A 21,849-nucleotide genomic window follows, 5' to 3' on the forward strand; every position below is an offset into this window, starting at 1 on the left:
ATCGACTTCATAAGGACGTTTCTTCGGTAGCAAAATTTAGCAGATTTTGAAGCAATGGCGTTCCATTGGAACGGTTAGTAAAAATGCAATAATAATGAAGCCAGTTATAAAATATCACCTGCCAATCATCAGTGCTTCCTGTTCAAGCCCTTTTTTGTATTTATGAAGCAGCGAAATAAGCAACTGAACGTTATCTTCAATCTCATCTGAAACATTGAGCTGCTGCTGATCGTACAATTTTCGGTTACCATATTTTTCGATCAGCTGTTCAATATTCTCAGGAATAAAAAATGAGGCTTTATTACCTAAATGCTTTTTGTACTCCTGAAAATAGATATTGATTCCTGCAAAATCATAGTCGCCAAAATGCCGGTATCCGTTAGGAATATTTTGCAGCCATCTGATCAGATCTTTGCTTTGGCCTTGCGGATAACGGCTCACAAACAATGCTTTTACATCTGGAAATAAGTAACGCTGTTTCTCAATAGCGCAAAAATTCTCTGCATTTTCTACTCCGATAATGACCACATCTGGTGCAGGAATGAATTTTTCAAAATCATAAATAAACTGGAAAATGCCAGGTGTAGGATTAACACTAAAAAAGCTGCTATTTAAAAACGCATCAATCGGTTCATAACTATTTACCAGAAAGCCTTTGAACGTTCTGCGGATAATCGTTTTTGAATCCGCTGCAACCTGCACCAATGCTGCCCGTGTAATTTCTGCATTTCGTAATACTTCAATATACTCCTGTAAATCTGAAATTGAGAATTTATTAAGTAAATAATCTCTTAATGCAGCCGAATTTGTAACATGTAACATACTTTTGGTACGTCCCGATCGCCTGTCTGTTATGATTCCTTCTGCAATTAAATCGTTTACGAAAGCATGTTTTACACTACTTGCCGAAAGCTGTCCGCCTTGTGCAAGTACAAGCAGTTTTTCGGCCAATGGAAGGGGAAGTGTCATAAATCAGTTCCTTTTTTAATAAGCCGTTTGATATTGGTAATACTTCTGCTGTCTTTGGATAAAAGATATGTATAACGGTAATCGCTTGCATTATAAGAAGTTGGAGAGCTATTGATAAGTAATATATTCCGGTCATTTGCAAATTTCAAAATTCCTTTGACATTGTTCGGATGCAATTTGCCAATTTCATCCATCATACAATGCAGCCTGAAATCCTTAAATTTTCTGGATGCATTATCCTTAAAAACATTCAGCAGCATAATATTGATCATCGCTTTCACCAGAATATCTGTTCCTTCCGAACCCACATTGGCAAGTTTTTCAACCCAGCCGCTGTCGTTATCATTTTCCACAATGCGGAATTGCAATTCAAATGAATCGGAAAGGCTGATCTCTTTTTCTTTCCTGTTCATGATTTCTTTTGCAAAATCTTTCAACAGATCAATTGCCTTTTTATTTTGAACATCGCTGTCAACCGTTGAAAACAAATTAGCTGCGCCAAGGCTTAAAGCATGTTCGTCATTGAAGTTTTTGATGGCCAGTAACAAAGTCACAATTCTATTCTGACTGCCGGAAAGCCGTAATTTTATACTTTTGATAACACCGGCAAAATTGCGATCTTCAAAATCACCGTTGATATCCGTAATTACTTTTTGAATCTCACCTTCTTTGGAAACCAGTTCCGTTGTCTCCTTGCCAATTTGCCTGATTAAAGTTGCAAAGCGCTCATTGACACGCTTTTCATATTGAGAAATTTTATCTTCTTCCAGAAATTCATATAGCATTTCGGCAAACGTTATAAATTCATCCCTGTCACTCAGGTTTGTTTTAAAATCAAAAATATTATTGGGAGAAAAATTACTTAGAAACTTATTTCCTGCTGCCTGCAACTCGCTGAACCGGTTTTGTAAGGTATATATTTTAGCGTTTATTAAATCAATCAGCGCTTTAAGGTCCGGCCTGTCTTTTACAGGTTTTTGTAGTTGAATACTGTACATGGATATCTCTGTGTAATTTTCAGTTAGCCGGAATTCTTCAAAAGTTTTGAGGCCATCTTTAATAGTGGAAATCCGGCTTTTCAAGCCATTCAGAACAATATTTAAATTATCAATATCCAGTTTTAATTTTTTTCGCTGCAATTCATATTTTTCCTTTTCTGTTTCCAACTGGCTTTCTTTCAGTTTCTTGTCTGCTTTAAAACTGTCCACATTATCAAAAAGCTCGCGTTTGTCTTTATTGTATTCCGCTACTATATCCCTGTTTGCTTCTATATAATCAAGTTCTTTTTTAATGCTATCCAGTGCATGATCAATTCCGGAAATACGTTCCGTTTCAGCTCCGCCACGTTTCAGATCATCATTTTGCTGTTGTTTTAACTCCGCTATCCTTTCAGCACTTTGTTTCTTTTTTGTTAATATTTCAGCGTTTAATTCTGTAATTTTTTCTGCTATCAGTTGTTCTTCTGCAAATACTTTTTTCTTCTGTTCCTTCTCCTTGTTATCTATTTGCTTCTGGACATTCGATTCAATATTGTTATAATGCGCCTGTTCTTTCAATAATTCTTCTGTTGCAATTACCAGATCCTGCTCAATTTCCTGAATAACTTTTGCTTTTTCGGTTGTGGCTTTTGTTATTAATCCGGTAAGGTTTACTTCATTTTTCTGTAAATCATCTTTTGATTTTTCCAGCTCATATTCTGCCTGATAACCTGCATCTTTCAGTTCCTTTATTTTTGGCTGGTATTTTCTTTTCAACTTATCCGCGTCCTCCTTTTTCTGCTCATTCAGTGCATTCAGACTAATACTGTTCGCTTCTGATTTTTTCTGAACCTGAGATTTTTCACGCTGATAATCAGCAACTGTTTTAACTGTTTTGTTTATTTCATCCAGGTCTATCTTAATACCGAACATGGAATCATTCCCCGATACCAATTCCGGCGAAAGCCCGGTTTGAAACAACACTTTTTCTTCATCTATTACCTTCCCTATTGTCAATTCCCAGCCCGGTACATTGTCGCTCAGCCAGCCGTATAATGAATCTTTGTCCTGTGCCAGTTTAATATCAATAGCAGCAATAGCCATTACAAACTGATCTGCTTCCTGTTTTAGTTTTCCTGCTTTTGTGCCAAAAATAAGTTCTTCCCTTTTCGTATCCAGTTCCCATTGCTTTTGGTATGTTTCTACCTGTTTTTTATAATCAGCAATATCTACAGAAGCAGCTTTAATTTTTTGTTCTAACGTGCCGATCTCAGCTTTCACCAACTCTGTTTCTTTTTCAAAATACCGTTCTAACTGCGCTTTTTGCTTTTGAAGTTTCAGTTCCTGAATAACCTCTTTCTTTTGATCTACCGTATTCAAGGCAGTTTCCAGCGCTATTTTATTCTGCTTTCTTATTTCCTCAAATAGTGCCCTGTATTGGTCATTTATATCATTTTTAAATTGTAGTAATGAGGTTTGCAATCCATGTTTACGGGCTTGTATTTCATTCTCAAAACCCGCAAGCGCATTATTCTGCTGCGTTATCAGTGCATCATAACGATTGCTTATTTCCCTGAATTTTAAGGAAAGCAATTCCTTTTCGTCCAGTAATCTTTTTTGTTCCCGTTCCGAGTCCTGTTTTTTGGATACGCGTTGAATAATGCCGGTTATGTTTAATCTTTCATATTCATCTGCTTTACGTTTTGCCTTTTTCAGGTCGCTGTCCAGATAATTGATAACTTTTTGGATATCTTCTCTTTTTGTTTGAAATCTATCTGCAAGTTCTCCGGCTTTTTTGGACAATATCTGGAATTTAGCTTCTTCACCTGATAATTGTCTTTCCAGTTCCGGTAAATCCTTTTGCTCACCTTCATAGGTCTGAAACAACTGAATAGCAGTTTCCTGTTTTTCCTGATTTAAAAACCTGATTTCCGCATGTAATCGGGCAATTTTTTCAGCCTGCTTCCTTACCGTTATATCACCCGCCTTATTTTTCTCAGTCCACTTGTTAATATCGGCGAGTTGCGTGTCAAAATTGCGGAGATGCAGGTCGTAATTGTCAAGCGGGATCTTTACATCTTCTTCATTCAGAGACATAATGATGGTTTGCTTGATAAACTCGGCATCCAGTTTGGAGTTCAGAAATACATTTTGAATAGTACGCGGAATATTCTGGTACTGGCGGCTTTCTATCAGTGCAAACTTCCTCAGTTCCGAATCCAGGCCTTTGTTGTTTCCATACAAAATGTCGCGGTATTCTTCATAGCGATCAATTTTTCTTGAATAATGGCTTCCATTACGCGTCAGGCTGTTACGGATACTTTCCCATTCCCTTGGTGTCCTGTTTTCATCTATAAAATTTTCCATTTTAAAGGCTCCGTCCAGAAACCGGAAACTTGCTCTTCCCTGCGATTTGTACGCAAGAATGCAATAAGGGCCGGTTTCGCGCATCACTTCGTAAATAATGGAGGAGTTGCCTTTTGGAAAATAATATTCATCAAAAGAATCCTTACTCTTTTCAATGCCCAGTTTCATTTTATCGGCATTGTAGAAAAACAAAATCGCCCGTAATGCTGTGCTTTTTCCAACTCCTTGTGTACCAATAAAATGGACATTTCCATCTATCGCCACTTCGGCATATCTGACTTTGGCACTTTCAATAAAAATGATTTTATTCAGGAATCTCATTGACTACCGTTTCGGGAATGTTGATGGATAATATTAATTGCTCCATGTAATTGAAAGAAGCAAGAGCTTTGTAAGAAGTGGATATTTCGTTTTCAAGATCAATAAAATTGTCTTTTTCCAGAATATCAAGGATCTTGTCAATAATGTCAGCGTGTTTTTCTTTTCCTGGTGTGTACTTTTTCAAGCCTTCCAGTTTGATCTTTAAATCGGCATCAACAGATAATTTTACCAGAATATCGGATGGTGAAAACCGGTAGCCTGAGCCAAAAGAATTATCAAAGGTTTTGAAAAAATCCAGGATATCTATCCATTTGAAAGCGGCTTCCAGTTTCCGTTCCAGATCCGTTTTATTCTCCTTTCTGGTAAACATGAAATACTCGTCACCTTTTTCCAAAATGAAATTGATGGCGATAAAATAATCATATAGATCATCAAAGTTTTCATCGATCACCGTATATAATTTTCGCAGCTTGTCATCCGTACTATTGGAACATATAAACTGCCCCTTGTTCATTAATTCGAATATGTCGGAAGTCTGTTTGGGTAAATGCATGTTCATTTATTTGGGATAAATCATGGCAAATTCTGTATCCTCTCTGCTATTATAAAGATCCGTAATTTTAAATAACGCGTCATATTGAGAAACCATCTGGCAATATATCGTGATGCGCTCATCAAAACTCACTTCTTTGTCAAAATTGTAATTCAAAACGAAGTCGAAAAGATTATTGCTTCCTGCCAGAAATCCATTTTTAACTTCATCCAGATTGATCTGAAATTCTTCTTCAACCTGTGTTTCCAGGTCTTCGTTGGAAATACTACCGGCAAGTGGCTGGGTTACTTTTATGCCCGTCCGGATCCGTTTAGATATTTTCCCGATCAGATCCGGTATTTCATTGTCTGTTTGTAAAACTTCCAGTGATATTTTGAGTGGATATACCGGATTAGGTTCAAAAATTACCGCATTGTTCACAGCCAGTATTTCCTTAATGTTGGTCTTGCTTTTCAGCGTAAACTGATCTTTCAGATATTTTATCTGTCTCAGTTTTTCTATCACACCACTGTGGTATTTGATACGGTTAAGAAATTCTATAATTTGTTTTTGAATGTCGATCAGGTTATGCAGGCATTCATTCAGCTGTAATCTGAGTACGATAATAATGCGGTTTAATTCTTCATCCGCGGCTACTTTAAAGAACGTTTGCTCCTCTTCGCCGGAAATCAGCTGTTCCGTTTGTCCGATCAGCGCATAAATATCATGTCGCTTATCATCCAAATGTTCCAGCTTAGCTTTTTTGATCTTATAATTAGGTTCGTGTTTGAACGTATTATCAATATTCCGGTTCAGGTCAACCACATTTCTCAGGGCAATAATACCTATTTTTCTAAGCGCGTTTTTGACCTGGCGCAGGTAGCCATATTTTCGGGTTTCACTGTTTTCCTGCAAATAATAAAGAATACTGTGTTTGATATTCTGAATATGCTCATTGATATAAGACACATTGATTTCCTCATTTACTTCCAGTATCTGCTCAAAAAATTGCAGAAACTGGTCGTCCAGTTCTAGGTTGTTGCCGTTCTGCCGGATTACAGAATAATGGATCAGCGTTCTTATTTTATCTTCATCGAAGTCAACCAGTTCCAGTGCATGATCATATTTATAAGCAAGGCTTTTCCTTTTTTCAAACAGCGCTATAATTAGCTTGTGCTCGCGGTTGAGTACTACTAACAGTTCCTTAATGGAAGAGAATGTTTTCATATATGGCTATGGCTGCGATAAAAATTAGACATGCAATTTATTGGTTCTTCTTTAAAATTATTGGAAATGAGGAAAGGAAATGAAAATCGCGGATCAGAATCTATGATGTCTGCTAGTGTTAAGTTAAGCATGAAATGGCATTTTCCACCGCCGGCGGACAACTAGGGCACAAATCCACTAAGATTCTTATTTCCAATTTATTATACTTTGTATCTTCGTTTCTTTGTGGCAAACCTCATTTCATTCTTAACCTAACTCGTGGTCAGGAATTGTCACTTTGCTGCTTGGATAAAATGGATAAAAGCTTAAATTTGATAAAACACTATACACAGCTAAACGCCATTCATGCAAACAACAACACTTGTGACCCGCGAAGAATACTTTGATTTACTGGCAAAATCTGATGTGAAACTTGAATATCATTCAGGTGAAATAATTGCTATGGCTGGTGCGCAACCTGCTCATAACCGAATTTGTATAACATTGGCAAGGGCACTAGAAAATTGTTTAGAGTCAGGTAGTTGTATGATTTTAAACAGTGATCAGTTAATTAAAATAGAAGAATGCCAAAAATATTCGTTTCCGGATTTAGTAATTGTGTGCAAAAAGCCCATCTACGAAAAATCGCCGCAAGGAATAGATGCGCTCGAAAATCCTGAAATTATCATAGAAGTTTTATCCGATTCAACGGAAAGCTACGACCGGTTAGAAAAATTTGATTGTTATAAAACAATCCCTTCTTTTCGGGAATATGTATTGGTTTCTTCCAAAAAGAAGAAAGTTGAGGTGATTAAGAAATTAAGCGATGCCGAATGGCTGAGCCATACGTATACGGAAAAGGATGAGAAAATATTGATCAATGAATGTTATATTTTGCTTGCAGATATTTATAACAAAGTAGAATTGCCCGGTCAGGAAATCATTCCCGCTTCATAGAAAAATCCGGTTAATAAGTATGTAACAAACACGTAGGATATCTCTGGTAGTTTTAGAAAATTTGGTGACAATTTGTTACCTAAATTCTTCATTTTCATGAATATGAGCAATGTGTCAGTTTTTCTGGATGTAGCACTTTCCCTAACATTCTTTTACCTGATCGCGAGTATGTTCGTTTCCGGGATCACGGAATTTATCAATACCATTATTGAGAAACGTGCGGCACTTTTGCGCGAAGCATTAAGCAAACTGGAAAACGCATGGGGTGCAGGTGCGGCCGGTTCTATTTTACAGAATCCTTTGATCAGTGTTTTTAAAAAGCAAAACAGCAAGTTATGGTCGGAATCCCTTTCCTACATTCATGCCAATACTTTCGTAAGTGTAATACTTGATAAATTATCAGCAAAAGGCTATCCCGGGAATCTGGATGCACTGAAAATTTCAATTCGCGATTTGGCGAATGGTACTGAATTCAAAGATATTTTAACCTCGATAGGTAACGAGTCAAAAGATATAGATGATTTTAAAGAAAAACTTTCAGAATGGTTTAACCAGTACATGTCTCAGGTTACCGATTGGTATAAGCGCTATAACCGGATTGTGGTTTGGGCAGTAGCTGCATTGGTTTCCATTGTCCTGAATCTTGATTCGATCATTATTGCAAAACGCCTTTACAATGATCCGGTTTTGAGAAATGCGATGGTCGAACAGGCTTTACAGGCGGCTCAGAAAAAAGATTTCAATTCTTTCGAAAAAGATAATCAGCAAAATTTTTTAAGTTATCTCAACAAAAAAGATACGAACCTTGTTAACACAGCCGCCCGGATCAAACCGCAATCAAAGGCAGATTCAAATGCAATTGATACTTTGTTTAAAAAATATGCCGGATTTGAAACCGCTAAAATACAGCCCGAAGACTGGACAGACGCGAAATTTATTAACTATGTCAGGTTAAAGAAACCTTATTTTGTAAAAAATCAATTAGCTATTGTTTCAAAAGAAGAACTCGATCTGTTAAAAGTCAAAGAGGAATATGCCTCTTATCTGCAACGGAATATCAGTACGCTTGGCATTCCTATGGGTTGGAATAAAGGTGCCTGGCATTCGATGAGTTTATTCTGGGCATTCGTAGGCTGGGCATTAACGACCGCCGCACTTTCTTTTGGAGCACCATTCTGGTTTGATCTTCTGATAAAACTGGTTAATATCAGAAACGTAGTGAAACCTGCAAATACAAAAAGTGAGTAATGCAGTAAATCCAAAAACTCTGTAAAACCGTATCTGAATTCTGTAATACTTTCAGTGATTTTGTGCCGATATTTGCGATGAAGTAAAAAACAGAATTACATGGAGACGTTGAAATTCAAAACCAATATAAAATGCGGCGGCTGTATTGCAGCTGTAACACCATATTTGAATGCCGACGAGAATATCGAAAAATGGGGTGTGGATCTGGAAAGTGCTGACCGCATCCTGACAGTTGAAACGGGTCATTCTGCCGGGGAAGTAACCGGACTTTTGAAAAAAGCAGGTTACAACGCAGAGGAAATCGCCTGATAATAAGTAACTTTGATTTAATAGGTCCGGAAAAGCAGTCCGCCGCGAGGCTAATCATTAAAAGCTCAATGCAAAAAAAATCCATCAATCACTCACCATCTTTATGGCCTTTCTGATACTGCTGAGCAGTACCGGATTCGGGCTTATTGAGCATGCGTGTATGATGCGTGGAAAGTCGGTAAAATTTGTTACTGAAAACAAAACCGATACAGTGAAAGCGGTTTCTTCCTGTTGTGCTAAAAGTAAAGCGCTGAAAGAATCTAAAGGTACTATTTTCAAAAAGACCAGTTGCTGTAAAGAAAACCAGAAATTTGAAAAGCTGGATGTAACATCTTCTTTTTCCCAAATGCTAACTAAGTCATTCAAAGCGATGACGGACGGCGTTCTTTGGTCTTCAAAAGCTTTTGTTTTTATTATTTCGGAATGGATTCTTCCATCTTCATTTGAGTCTACCCGGGCTATATCATTTTCTTCGCTTTTTCATGGGCGAAGTATGCTCTCTTTTATACAGTCTTTTTTAATATAAACCGTTGATAATTAGATTTTTGATTCGTGTTTGACTCGCGTCGCGCAGTCAGTTACGCTTAAACTATTCTATCATCGATTTATATTACTGATGACAAAATATCTGGCAGGAATATTATTTTTCCTGATTTCTTCTTCTATTTCAGCCCAGCGTTTAACCGGTTCGGTTAATGAACAGGTTGCAATTACCAAAGCCCTGAAACCGATTACCGGTGCCAATGTGTACTGGTCGGGCACTACACATGCTACGTCTACTGACACAAGCGGAAAATTCACTATCCCCAGGATTACACAGACAAGTTTACTGATTATCAGTTTTGTAGGTTTTAGGAATGATACGATTAAAATCGGATCGGAAAGTGATTTGCAAATTGTATTACGGAATGACCAGACCTTGAATGAAGTTGTAGTTCGAGGCAATTCCACGTCCATTGACCGGCTTTCCCCGCACCAGACTGAAATTATTACTACCCGTGCATTGGCCAAAGCGGCCTGCTGTAATTTATCTGAAAGTTTTGAAACCAATGCTTCCGTGTCCGTATCATACAGTGATGCGGTGACCGGAGCAAAGCAAATCCAGATGCTGGGTTTAAGCGGCACTTATATACAGACAAATATTGAAAATATACCCGGTTTACGCGGATTGGCTTCCACTTTTGGACTGAATTTTATTCCCGGAACCTGGATACAATCCATTGATGTGGGAAAAGGAGCCGGATCTGTTGTAAATGGCTACGAATCCATGACCGGGCAAATTAACATTGAACTGCAAAAGCCGGATTCACGCGAAAAACTGTATCTGAATACGTATGTCAATAGTTTTGGCAGGGCAGAGGCCAATCTGAATCTGGCTCACCAGCTCAATGAAAAATGGAGCACAGCATTGCTGACACACGGAAGTACGCTGCAAAACCGTATGGATAAAAATAAGGATGGATTTCTGGATTTGCCTTTATATACACAGTTCAACGGGATTAACCGGTGGAAATACCAGAGTGAAAAAATGATGGCGCAATTTGGTGTCAAAGCTTTGTACGAAGACAGGCTTGGCGGACAAAATGATTTCCGGCGTGAAATGAAAGGAACTACGCAAGCTTATGGATTTGGCTCAAAAGTGAACCGATATGAATTCTTTTCCAAAATAGCCAGGCTGTTTCCTGACAAACCGTACAAAGGATTAGGCTTTATCGTGAATGCCGCTTTACATGATTCCAAATCGTATTTTGGACTAAATAATTATAATGGCAAACAGGAAACAGTATACGGAAACCTGATATACCAATCTATTATTGGCAGCACGAACCATTCTTACAAAACGGGCATCAGTTATCTTTTTGATAATTATAATGAGAAATACAGGGATATAACGATGCTAAGAAAGGAATCCGTGCCGGGTGCGTTCTTTGAATACACGTATAATAATCTGGATAAATTTGTACTGGTGGCCGGTGGCAGAGTCGATTTTCATAATCTTTACGGAACCCAGTGGACGCCAAGATTGCACTTGAAATACAGTCTCACCAGTAATACTACACTTCGCGCTTCGGCAGGAAAAGGATTCAGGGTTGCTAATCCACTAGCAGAATATTACGGCAACTTGGTGAGTGTAAGAACGGTAGTTTTTCTTGAAAAAATTCGCCCCGAGGCTTCCTGGAATTATGGTGCAAGCCTGACACAAGAATATAAACTGGGAAACATGAACGGAAATCTGATCATTGATTATTACCGTACAAATTTCCAGAACCAGCTGGTAGCAGATTTGGAAAATCCCAGATACATCCGTTTTTATAATTTGAATGGGAAAGCATTTGCCAATAGTTTTCAGGCCGAAGTGAATCTGACTCCTGTTAAACGTTTTGAGCTGAAACTGGCTTACCGGTTGTTTGATGTAAAACAAACGGTTTATGGTGTGAATGACGAAAGTGTTTTGATCCCAAGAATGATGGTAAGCCGGGATCGTGTACTTTTTAACGCCGGATATGCTTTGCCTTATGATAAATGGAAATTTGATTTTACGCTGCAATGGAACGGAAAACGCCGCTTGCCTTACATGGGAATGACCAGTGAAGATATGGGCCACGAAATGGCTATGCCATCTGGTATGTCGCCATCGTTTTATAATCTGAATGCACAAATTACGCGTACTTTTCCAAAGTGGGATATTTATCTGGGTGGAGAAAACCTGAATAATTTTCGTCAGAGAAATCCGATCATGAATGCGGATAATGCATTTGAAAAAGGATTTGATGCCGGAATGGCATGGGGGCCTGTAAGCGGGCGAATGATTTACGCAGGAATGCGTTATAAGATAGTTAGATAATAAAAGGGGTTAAAGGAGGAAGGGTTAAAAGCAAAAGGGCATTATTAATTTACGACGCCGGCCGCCCGGCATTAACAATTGACAATTAAAATGAGGCTGCATATAAAGAATATGGTTTGTGACCGGTGCAAGCGCGTGGTCGGAGAAGAACTTATCAGGATTGGTGTAACACTTACGCATATTGAGTTAGGTGAGGTGGAAACAACAGATATGCCCGATGCTGATAAACTGAAAGAGATCAAATCAGTTTTGGAACAAAACGGGTTTGAATTACTTGATGACCGGAAAGAAGCATTGGTCGAAAATATCAGGACTTTGGTCATTGAAGAAATCCAGTATTTGAAAGGTCACAAACCGGTACAGCAGAATTTTTCCGATTATCTGGCACAAAAAACCGGTTATGAATATTCATACATCAGTAACCTTTTTTCATCAGAAACAGGACAAACCATTGAACAGTACATCATCGCACAAAAGGTGGAGAAAATAAAGGAATGGCTGTCCTACAATGAATTATCACTGAGCGAAATGGCGTGGCGGCTGTCATATAGCAGTCCGGCTCATTTGAGTAACCAGTTCAAAAAAGTTACCGGAATTACACCCGGAGAATTTAAAAGGAGTACGCTTTTACCCAGAAAAGCCTTGGATAAAGTGGGCAAGTGACAGATTTAAAATACATTTAACAAAAAACAACCGAACTTATACAAATCTCTAATTGATATGAAAAAATTATTTTTTGCCTTTTTGATCGCTTTTTGTGCTGCATGTTCCGGGAATACTGATAAATCAGTGAAGGAAGACACGCCAGTAAAAACGGAATTAGTAGCTACAAAAGAATTTGCCTGTCCGATGCAGTGTGAAGGAGAAAAGACATATACAAAAGCAGGGGAATGTCCGGTTTGTAAAATGGATCTGAAGGAAATAGCATTGGCAGAAACCGATTCAACAACACACAAACATTGATTTTAAATTTCCTGGAATGGCTACCTGTTTGTAGAAATGAAAGAATTATATAAACCAAGGCGTGCCGTAGGCACACAACTTTTAATCTAAAATCTAAAAATTATGAAAAGTATACTGATCCCGTTTATTGCCTCATTGCTGTTGATATTCAACATGGCAAAAGCCGAAGACGACAAAGTAGTTAAAATCAGAACCACAGCGGTTTGTGAAATGTGCAAAGCACGCATTGAGCGTACTCTGGGGCTTTCAAAAGGAGTAAAAGAATCCAATCTCGATTTAAAAGACAAGGTGGTAACCGTAGAATACAATCCTAAAAAAACAACAGCCGAAGAGATCAGAGCAACGATTATTAATACCGGTTACGATGCAGACGATATGCTTGCCAATCAAAAGGCACACGATAGGTTACCAAACTGCTGTAAAAAAACGGTTGCACCTCACTGATCACCGAGACTTTCCAAGACTAGGCGTCCCCGACTGGGCGTCCCCGATCCAAAACTTGGAAAGTCTAAACCTTACTAAATTTTATGAAAAACACATTCAGTATACTGGCTTTTGCCGGTATTATAGCTACCGCTTTGCCCGTTGTTGCACAACACGAGCATCATCCCGAACCTGCAAGGGATACGACAAAACACGAAATGCATCACATGCAGGAACATGAAATGAAAGGTCATAACCTGGAAAAACACGAAATGCAGGGCATGGAACACAAAGAGGAAATGCAGCATGCCATACATATGACGCATAATTTTTCACTGAGTTTGCCTATGAACAGAAATGGATCGGGAACGGGATGGCAGCCGGATGCTACGCCCATGTATGCCTACATGAAACATAAGAACCAATGGAATTTTATGTTACACGGAAGTTTGTTTGTGCGGTACACTTCCCAGAATTTCAACAATAAAAATAAAAGAGGTTCGGATTCAAAGCTTAGTTTTCCCAACTGGGTAATGGGAATGGCACAGCGGCAGGTTGGGGAAAACGGCCTTCTGGCAATTCGCGGCATGGTTTCTCTTGACAGGCTTACTGATGGCGGAGCCGGATATCCTTTGCTTTTTCAATCGGGCGAGACCTGGAACGGAAATCCTTTGATTGACCGGCAACATCCGCATGACCTGATTTCGGAACTGTCGGTAGGTTATACCCAGCGAATTAATGATAAACTCGATCTGACGGTTTATGCCGGTTATCCGGGCGAACCTGCTCTTGGGCCAACTGCTTTTATGCACAGAATGTCGGCTTTCAATAATCCGGATGCAGTTTTGGGGCATCACTGGCAGGATGCAACACATATTACTTTCGGCGTTGTGACAGCAGGAGTACGTTATGGAAAATTCAAGCTGGAAGGATCTGGTTTTACCGGTCGTGAACCGAATGAAAACCGGTTTAACTTCGACAAACCGCGTTTTGATTCTTATAGTTACCGTTTACTTTTTAACCCTTCCTCCAATTGGGCTTTGCAGGTTTCCAGAGGATTTATAAAAAGTCCGGAAGCCGGTCATCATGACGAAAACGTGAACAGGACAACTGCATCGGTACAACACAGTAAAAGTTTTAATACTAAAAACCGCTGGATATCCAGTTCGCTGGTTTATGGATTAAATGATTCCGGAAAAAACCACAGGGAAAATTCTTTGCTCGCAGAATCAAATCTGCAATGGGATAAATGGGCATTTTATGGACGTTACGAATGGATTCAGAAAAGTGCAGAAGAATTGGGTCTGGTCTGGTATGACGAAGTGCCGAAAGACAAATTTCCTGTTTCAGCATTTACTTTAGGCTTAAACCGACAATTATTTTCGTTTTCAAATACATTACTGCAAGCCGGAATTCAAGCCAGTTTTTATGCCATTGACAAGAATTTGCAGCCGGTTTATGGAAGAAGTCCCGTTTCTGGCCAGGTTTATTTAAGATTTACTCCGGCCATCATGAGGATGTAATCGACTTTCCAGATATATGTTTCACATTTTGATAACATAACCAAAACATCCACGTAACCTGGTAATCTTAATTTTGCATCCTTAATAATCCACTTATAGGATACGAAATTAAAATTTACGGATAACTATTTATTTTGTTGGTTTTCTTTACACCCGATAAAATAAGTATAAAGCTGTCTTCTGAATTGAGGCAGCTTTTACTTTAAATAGTGTCCAAACTCAGATCAATTTAAATTTCATTACGAAATAAAAAACATCTCAAACACCATGGATTCACGTAGAGACTTCTTAAAAAAAGCAGCACTTTTATCAGGCGCCGGTGCGATGGCTAATATGCTGCCGCCGGTTATTCAGAAGGCTTTGGCGATTAATCCGGAGTTGGGCAGTACCTTTTATGATGCCGAACATATTGTGTTTTTAATGCAGGAAAACCGTTCGTTTGATCACCAGCTCGGTACTTTGCAGGGCGTTCGCGGTTACAATGATCCACGTGCTATCAACCTTCCTGATAAAAATAAAGTATGGCTGCAAACAAATAAAGAAGGTGAAACGTACGGGCCGTTTCAATTAAATGTAAAAGATACCAAGGTGGCCTGGATGGGCTCTATTCCACATGGCTGGTCGGACCAGACAGATGCCATGAACAATGGAAAATATGATAAATGGCTGGACGTTAAAAAAGCGAGAAATAAAGATTATACCAAAATACCATTAACGATGGGTTATTGCGATCGGTCCGATTTTCCGTTTTACTATTCTCTGGCCGATGCGTTTACCGTTTGTGACCATAATTTTTGTTCGAGTATAACAGGCACGCATCCGAACCGTCATTACTGGATGACAGGTACAGTGCGTGAAAAAAATGAGGTAGAATCCGTAGCGCATTTGTGGAATGTAAGCAATTATGAATATCCGGAACTCGACTGGAAAACATATCCTGAGCGCCTTGAAGAACACGGTGTTTCCTGGAAAGTGTACCAGAATGAGCTGACGATGGGATACGGATTAAAAGGAGAAGAAAGTGCGTGGCTGAGCAATTTCGGAACCAATGTGCTTGAATATTATAAGCAGTACAACGTAAGATTGCACGAGGGCGGAATCGCTAATTTGCAAACTAAAAAGGAAAGCATTTTACAGCAAATAGCCGAACTCGAAAAAAAGCCTTCGGATGATAAAGTAACTATGCGGCTGGCTGCTGCAAAAAAAGTACTGGCCAATATTGAAACTGCACAAACAAGATTCACCAAAGACAGTTACAATAATCTCTCCGAACAAGGCAAGGAGCTGCATAACAAGGCATTCACTACCAATATCAACGACGAGTTTTATCATGAACTTGAAATGTTGAAATATGATGATAATGGTACGGAAAGGGAATTGAAAGTACCTAAAAGCGATGTTTTTTATCAGTTTAGGGAAGATGTAAAAAATGATACTTTACCAACAGTTTCCTGGCTGATGCCGCCTGCACATTTTTCTGATCATCCAGGACAGCCATGGTTTGGGCCGTGGTATGTAAGTGAGGCAATGGAAATTTTATTGCAAAATCCGGAAGTCTGGAAGAAAACCATTTTCATATTAACCTACGACGAAAACGATGGTTATTTTGATCATGTTCCACCTTTTGTAGTGCCCAATCCGTACAAAGAGAACACAGGGAAAGTTTCCAAAGGAATAGATCCGAAATTAGATTTTGCAACCCGCAGCCAGCAAACCAATCCTTCGATGAACGAGAGCAGCATCCGGGAAAGTGCGATAGGACTAGGCTTTCGGGTGCCTATGATTATTGCTTCTCCGTGGACGCGGGGCGGATTTGTGAATTCGGAAGTATTTGACCATACTTCGTCTTTACAATTTTTAGAAAACTTTTTAGAAAAGAAATTCAATAAGAAGGTAAAAGAAGAGAATATCACCGAATGGCGCCGTACGATCTGTGGCGACCTTACTTCGGTATTCAGGCCCTATAATGGCGAGAAGATAAACAGCCCTGAATTTTTAAACAAAAAACCCTTTATTGAAGGAATCCATCAGGCACAATTTAAAGAAGCACCAGCCAATTACAAACAGTTAACACCTGCTGAAATTGAACAGATTAATACTGATCCTGCACAATCCCCTTATTTTCCAAAACAGGAAAAAGGTGTGAGATCTGCCTGTGCTTTGCCTTATGAGCTATATACAGATTGTGTTTTTGATAAAAGTAAAAACAGTATCGGACTTTCGTTTAAAGCAGGAAACAAAGTATTTGGCAATAAGGCAACCGGATCGCCATTCAGGGTTTATGCCATCAATCCGTATCAGAAAGAAGAGTTGAAAGCATGGGATTACAGCGTCGCAGCAGGAGATATGTTGCAGGACGAATGGAAAGTTGAAGATTTTGAAAACAGCTGGTATCATTTCAGAGTTTATGGCCCAAATGGTTTTTATCGTGAATTCACCGGAAATGAAAAAAATCCTTTGGTTAAAATCACGTGCAGTTACGAGCCAACCAGACTGAATTCTTCAAAACTGACCGGTAATATGATTGTTACCATAATAAATAAGGATACGAAGGCACATAGTTTAACTCTTTCCGATAACAGTTATAAAACCGGAAATCAAAGCAAAACGATTGCCGCCGGCGCTCAGACAAGTATTGTTTTGAACTTGTCAAAAACATACAACTGGTATGACTTCAGTGTAAAGTTAAAGGGGAATGAAACTTTTGAAGAACGCTTCGCCGGACGTGTGGAAACGGGAATGGTAACAAAGACTGACCCGTTGATGGGTGGAGTGGTTTGATGTTTTAAAAAATCAACTTTACAGAAGTCAACTTTTTAAAAGTTGACTTCTGTAGCTTTTAGAAAGTTGTCAAATCTACCTTATCGAATCTAATTTATGCTATTTCCAAAGGTCGTTCACCAATAAATTTTTTATATAATATATTAAATGAATCATCGTCAATTGGCAAACCGACAGGTTTAGGAGCACCAAATTGCAGAACACCTTGACTATAGCGGTTTAAATATGTAATATAATCAGCTGAAAACAGGGCAACGGATTCTTTTGAAGGGTTATGAATCCGATTTTCTATCAGGTGAATGATCTGTTTAAGCATAGTTTCATAGTCTTTACCACAAAGTTGTTTAGCAATGTCTAATTTGAAGTCTGATGCTTTAAACCAAATTCTTTCATCAGATACAGCCAATAAGCCACCCGCCAGGTTTTCCCCTGAACATGAACTGGTCTGAAAACTTAAAATTGAAATAAATGATTTCATAAATTTTGAAGTTGATATAGTGCTAATTGGCGAACTAATTCAATCCTTTTTGAATCTAACAAAAAAGATTCTATTTTAGGTTGCAACCGTGAGAAAACTTTCCAATCTGATGGGACTTGTTCAAAAGCCGATAAAATATCTTGTTCTAATTGATGAAAATTATTTACCAAAGCTTCAATTAATTCCAGACATATTACCAAGAGATTTTAATAGATTATTACATACCACTTCATAAATTAAACAGTCTAGCTCTTCTAACTTATAATTTACTCGGTATTTGCAGTAGTAAATATTATTATCGCTGCAAACAAATTTCATAGGACTATGACCATCCGTTGGAATTTCTCCTAAAAAGATATTTTCTTTAACTTGGTTCATATATTTATTTTTTATGAAATGCCTCGTTTGCAACGTTATGATAAAATACAACAGCACTTTATTCAAAGCTAAGTAAATGCTTTTTGACCTCACTTTTTCCCATTTCTAACTACTTTTGCACAAGGTTTAATTTGAACCGGATAGATTTAGAGACATTGGCCTGGTACCATACTTATTTTAACGGACTTCCTCAGCGTGCCTGGAAACTGCACCAGGATGAAGAATATACGGAATATGAAGTTGATTTTCTTCGTGATGTTCTTGAAATTCAGGAAGATAATAAAGTGCTTGATCTACTTTCAGGATACGGCCGCCATGCAATTCCATTAGCTAATGAAGGGGTTGATATGACATGTATTGATATTTCAGAAGAATACTGTGATGAACTTCAATCCATTGTCAATAAGGAAAAATTGCCGATCGAAGTAATTTGTGATGATGTGCTGTATTATGATTTTGGCAGTCAGCAATTCAATGCGGCGTATTGTTTAGGAAATAGTTTCAGCTTTTTTCCACGTACCGATTTGCAAAGGCTAATCCAGAATGTGGCTGATGTGCTTATTCCGGGCGGGCACTTTGTAATCCATACCGAAAATCTGGCTGAAAGTATTTTCCCGAATTTTCAGACCAGAAACTGGATGCCGGTTCGGGAGGACATCATTTACCTGACCGAAAATGTATACAATGCCGAAGGCGGGTATATAGAAGCAGAGCAAACCTTCATTTCCGGTTCGGAAAAAGTAACGTATTCGGTGCGACAGCACATTTACACGCTTTCCGAATTGTGTACTATGTTTGTACGTGCAGGTTTTGAAGTTACAGCTACTTTTGCGAATCTGGAAGCTGAGCCCTTTGTGCTGGGCGATGATAATGTATATTTACTGGCAAGAAAAATCTGATCAGTGAGGGAGCTTTGGGCGTAATAACCCGTACGTCCAGGTTCCTGCAATGGCGCTTAGCAGGGTAACAATAATCGCCAGAAATCCACTGCCAATCTGTGCAAACAGCGGCCCCGGGCATGCACCCGTAATTGCCCATCCGATTCCAAACAGGATTCCACCGTAAATTTGTCCTTTATCAAAAGTTTTATCCGGAACAGAAATGTGTTCGCCTTGCAAAGTATCGATTTTGAAGCGTTTGATAATCTGAACGGAAATTAATCCTACTACCACTGCTGAACCGATTACTCCATACATGTGGAAGGAATCGAGCCGGAACATTTCCTGAATGCGGAACCAGGAAACAATTTCTGCTTTCACAAACACGATCCCGAAAAGTATACCTACAATCAGGTATTTAATGTTTGAAGCAAAACTTTCAGGGCGTTCCTGTTGGTTTGTGCCGTCAAAGCCATCGTCTTTAATAGCGAAATTATCTTTTGGTAATAAATCGGTATTTGAATCACTCATGTTATTCACTTAATTTTTGAATTTCATTTTACCAATTGAAGTAAAAACGGAAGCAGTAGATGCGTACATGCAAAACCGCCGGCCATAAAACTGATTGTGGCTACGAGAGATGGCCATTGTAAATTAGACAACCCCATAATCGCGTGACCGGAAGTGCAGCCACCGGCATAACGTGTTCCAAATCCTACCAGAAAACCTCCCAAAACGAAGAATATCAGCCCTTTTAAAGTAAAGATATTAGCTACTGAAAATATATCCGAAGGCATTAACCCGGCAAAATCTGTAATACCTAATGTAACAAGAGAGGTTTGCGTAGCTTTTGAAATGACGATCGTATCCGGATTAGCAAGCCAGAAAGTAGCAACGAAACCACCAAGCGTAATACCGGCAACAAAGAATAAATTCCATGCTTCTTTCCGCCAGTCGTATTTAAAAAATGAAATATTGGCAGGAATAACCGCCGCACAGATATGGCGCAGAGAAGAAGATATGGCAAAGGATTTATTACCCAAAAGCAAGAGTATCGGAACAGTAAGCCCGATCAACGGCCCTGCAACATACCACGGCCATGGTTTTCGGATAAATTCAAGAATTTCCATTATAACAACGTTTTCTATTATACCCAACCGCCCTGAAAGGGCCTCATATCTCAGCCAGGGGCATCGCCCTTGGAATCCATCCAACGGAAACGGAATCCTATTAAAACGGAATCCAAAGCATACGTATTATTATCTATTCAACCGCCACATCCGTTTTCGAAACAGCACCAAATCCGCCTTCAATATTGACTACATCATCAAATCCTCTGGATTTTAATATAGAAGCGGCGATCATAGAACGGTAGCCGCCGGCACAATGAACATAAAGTGTTTCATTTTTCGAAAATTCATCCATCAGCTCATTGATATTGTCCAGAGGTAAATTCGAAGCCCCTTTAATATGTCCCTCTTCAAATTCATCAGGTTTTCTTACGTCAACGATTTTTAGCGTTCCGGTTTTATATTTTTCCGCAAATTCAGCAGCATTGATTGACTGGATTGTGTCCGTTTCTTTTTCTGATTTTTTCCAGACATCAAATCCACCGTTCAGGTAGCCGATCGTATAATCATATCCAACCCTTGCCAGTCGGGTTACTACTTCTTCTTCCTGGTCAGGCTGGGCCACAATCAACAGATTCTGTTTTAAATCAGGAATTAACGCACCAACCCACGGAGCAAAACCGCCGTCAATGCCAATGTTTATTGAATTTGGAATGAAACCTTTTGCAAAATCAGCTGCATTTCTGGTGTCCAGTATCAATGCCCCTGTGTTATTTGCTTTTGCTTCAAATGCTTCGGCGGATAAAGCCTGATCTCCACGTTCCAGAACCTGGTCGATACTTTCCACGCCGTCACGGTTCATTTTTACATTTTCCGGAAAATATTGCGGCGGTTCAGCTAATCCGTCAGTAACTTCCTGGATAAACTCTTCTTTCGTCATATCTGCCCGCAGCGCATAATTGAACTTCTTCTGATTGCCAAGCGTATCCGAAGTTTCCTTGCTCATATTCTTTCCACATGCAGAACCAGCGCCATGTGCCGGATATACGATCACATCATCGGGCAAAGTCATAATTTTAGAACGCAGGCTATCATACAAAATTCCTGCAAGGTCTTCCATAGTCAGGTCACCTTTTTGGGCTAGATCCGGGCGGCCGACATCACCAATAAAAAGCGTGTCGCCACTGAATAATGCAGTGGGTTTTCTATTTTTATCAAGTAATAAATAACTGGTCGATTCTAAAGTGTGCCCCGGCGTATGCAGCGCTTTAATGATTATTTCACCAACTTGAAATTCTTCATGATCTCTGGCAACATGTGCTTTAAAACCTGTTTTGGCACCCGGGCCATACACAATAACTGAATCTGTTTTTTCAGAAAGGTCCAGATGCCCGGATACAAAATCGGCGTGAAAATGGGTTTCAAAAACGTATTTGATTTTAGCACCAACTTTTTCAGCCTTTCTGATATAGGTCTGTACTTCCCGCAACGGATCAATAACGGCTGCTTCACCGTTCGAGAAAATAAAATAAGCTCCCTGAGCCAGACAGCCCGTATATATTTGTTCAATTTTCATTCAGAAATTCTTAGATGTTTGATTGTCATATAGGTGATTAGTATATAA

General features: G+C 39.0%; 20 protein-coding genes. 11 read left to right on the forward strand and 9 right to left on the reverse strand.

From position 1 onward, the window contains the following. Window positions 1-114: 114 nt before the first annotated feature. The 4 genes from KZC02_RS19955 to KZC02_RS19970 are packed head-to-tail and all read right to left on the reverse strand — an operon-like array spanning window position 115 to window position 6,393. The gene (locus KZC02_RS19955; protein WP_221390306.1) at window positions 115-969 is read right to left on the reverse strand and encodes a hypothetical protein; all 855 of its coding nucleotides are present in this window, start codon (window positions 967-969) and stop codon (window positions 115-117) included. Further along, complete coding sequence (locus KZC02_RS19960) at window positions 966-4,634, reverse strand: ATP-binding protein (RefSeq protein WP_221390307.1); 3,669 nt, start codon at window positions 4,632-4,634, stop codon at window positions 966-968. Before KZC02_RS19960 ends, KZC02_RS19955 begins: the two co-directional genes overlap by 4 nt. After that, complete coding sequence (locus KZC02_RS19965) at window positions 4,618-5,187, reverse strand: condensin complex protein MksE (RefSeq protein WP_221390308.1); 570 nt, start codon at window positions 5,185-5,187, stop codon at window positions 4,618-4,620. Before KZC02_RS19965 ends, KZC02_RS19960 begins: the two co-directional genes overlap by 17 nt. Before the next feature lie 6 nt (window positions 5,188-5,193). Continuing rightward, the gene (locus KZC02_RS19970; protein WP_221390309.1) at window positions 5,194-6,393 is read right to left on the reverse strand and encodes a hypothetical protein; all 1,200 of its coding nucleotides are present in this window, start codon (window positions 6,391-6,393) and stop codon (window positions 5,194-5,196) included. A gap of 345 nt (window positions 6,394-6,738) precedes the next feature. Here KZC02_RS19970 and KZC02_RS19975 point away from each other — a divergent pair, with 345 nt between their 5' ends. The 10 genes from KZC02_RS19975 to KZC02_RS20020 all read left to right on the forward strand — a co-directional run bounded on the left by KZC02_RS19975 (window position 6,739) and on the right by KZC02_RS20020 (window position 17,421). Beyond that, entirely contained in the window at window positions 6,739-7,329 is a 591-nt protein-coding gene (locus KZC02_RS19975; protein WP_221390310.1) for a Uma2 family endonuclease, read from the forward strand. Window positions 7,330-7,425: 96 nt separating this feature from the next. Continuing rightward, on the forward strand, window positions 7,426-8,577 hold the full coding sequence (locus tag KZC02_RS19980; RefSeq protein ID WP_221390311.1) for a hypothetical protein: 1,152 nt from the start codon (window positions 7,426-7,428) through the stop codon (window positions 8,575-8,577). A 99-nt stretch (window positions 8,578-8,676) separates the two neighbouring features. After that, complete coding sequence (locus KZC02_RS19985; protein ID WP_221390312.1) at window positions 8,677-8,886, forward strand: heavy-metal-associated domain-containing protein; 210 nt, start codon at window positions 8,677-8,679, stop codon at window positions 8,884-8,886. Between the two features lie 79 nt (window positions 8,887-8,965). Continuing rightward, the gene (locus KZC02_RS19990; RefSeq protein WP_409014268.1) at window positions 8,966-9,412 is read left to right on the forward strand and encodes an HYC_CC_PP family protein; all 447 of its coding nucleotides are present in this window, start codon (window positions 8,966-8,968) and stop codon (window positions 9,410-9,412) included. 90 nt (window positions 9,413-9,502) lie between these two features. After that, window positions 9,503-11,731, forward strand: coding sequence for a TonB-dependent receptor domain-containing protein (locus tag KZC02_RS19995; RefSeq protein WP_221390314.1), 2,229 nt, complete (start codon window positions 9,503-9,505; stop codon window positions 11,729-11,731). Between the two features lie 90 nt (window positions 11,732-11,821). Then, the gene (locus tag KZC02_RS20000; RefSeq protein WP_221390315.1) at window positions 11,822-12,394 is read left to right on the forward strand and encodes a helix-turn-helix transcriptional regulator; all 573 of its coding nucleotides are present in this window, start codon (window positions 11,822-11,824) and stop codon (window positions 12,392-12,394) included. A gap of 57 nt (window positions 12,395-12,451) precedes the next feature. Then, window positions 12,452-12,694, forward strand: coding sequence for a heavy metal-binding domain-containing protein (locus KZC02_RS20005; RefSeq protein WP_221390316.1), 243 nt, complete (start codon window positions 12,452-12,454; stop codon window positions 12,692-12,694). 102 nt (window positions 12,695-12,796) lie between these two features. After that, on the forward strand, window positions 12,797-13,138 hold the full coding sequence (locus KZC02_RS20010; RefSeq protein ID WP_221390317.1) for a heavy-metal-associated domain-containing protein: 342 nt from the start codon (window positions 12,797-12,799) through the stop codon (window positions 13,136-13,138). An 83-nt stretch (window positions 13,139-13,221) separates the two neighbouring features. After that, window positions 13,222-14,640 (forward strand): hypothetical protein, encoded by a 1,419-nt coding sequence (locus tag KZC02_RS20015; protein ID WP_221390318.1) that lies wholly within the window; start codon window positions 13,222-13,224, stop codon window positions 14,638-14,640. A gap of 267 nt (window positions 14,641-14,907) precedes the next feature. Further along, window positions 14,908-17,421, forward strand: a complete 2,514-nt coding sequence (locus KZC02_RS20020) for a phosphocholine-specific phospholipase C (protein WP_221390319.1) — start codon at window positions 14,908-14,910, stop codon at window positions 17,419-17,421. A gap of 94 nt (window positions 17,422-17,515) precedes the next feature. On the opposite strand, the gene KZC02_RS20025 is transcribed toward KZC02_RS20020, so the two are convergent. Further along, window positions 17,516-17,899, reverse strand: a complete 384-nt coding sequence (locus KZC02_RS20025) for a hypothetical protein (RefSeq protein WP_221390320.1) — start codon at window positions 17,897-17,899, stop codon at window positions 17,516-17,518. Window positions 17,900-18,073: 174 nt separating this feature from the next. Further along, window positions 18,074-18,277: a hypothetical protein gene (locus KZC02_RS20030; RefSeq protein WP_221390321.1), complete on the reverse strand. Its 204-nt coding sequence runs from the start codon at window positions 18,275-18,277 to the stop codon at window positions 18,074-18,076. 131 nt (window positions 18,278-18,408) lie between these two features. On the opposite strand from KZC02_RS20030, the gene KZC02_RS20035 reads away from it, so the two are divergent. Further along, window positions 18,409-19,176 (forward strand): class I SAM-dependent methyltransferase, encoded by a 768-nt coding sequence (locus KZC02_RS20035; RefSeq protein ID WP_229253690.1) that lies wholly within the window; start codon window positions 18,409-18,411, stop codon window positions 19,174-19,176. On the opposite strand, the gene KZC02_RS20040 is transcribed toward KZC02_RS20035, so the two are convergent. From KZC02_RS20040 to KZC02_RS20050, 3 genes are all read right to left on the reverse strand, one after another. Further along, window positions 19,177-19,686 carry a DUF6691 family protein gene (locus tag KZC02_RS20040; protein ID WP_221390322.1) on the reverse strand — a complete coding sequence of 170 codons (510 nt, stop codon included), beginning with the start codon at window positions 19,684-19,686 and terminating at the stop codon, window positions 19,177-19,179. It lies immediately after the preceding gene. Window positions 19,687-19,709: 23 nt separating this feature from the next. Continuing rightward, window positions 19,710-20,285 carry a YeeE/YedE family protein gene (locus KZC02_RS20045; protein ID WP_221390323.1) on the reverse strand — a complete coding sequence of 192 codons (576 nt, stop codon included), beginning with the start codon at window positions 20,283-20,285 and terminating at the stop codon, window positions 19,710-19,712. Window positions 20,286-20,418: 133 nt separating this feature from the next. Beyond that, a complete protein-coding gene (locus KZC02_RS20050; protein ID WP_221390324.1) occupies window positions 20,419-21,801 on the reverse strand; it encodes a rhodanese-like domain-containing protein in 1,383 nt (460 codons plus the stop codon). Window positions 21,802-21,849 lie beyond the last annotated feature (48 nt).

Origin of the sequence: Dyadobacter sp. NIV53 (genome assembly GCF_019711195.1) — a bacterium.
GTDB lineage: Bacteria > Bacteroidota > Bacteroidia > Cytophagales > Spirosomataceae > Dyadobacter.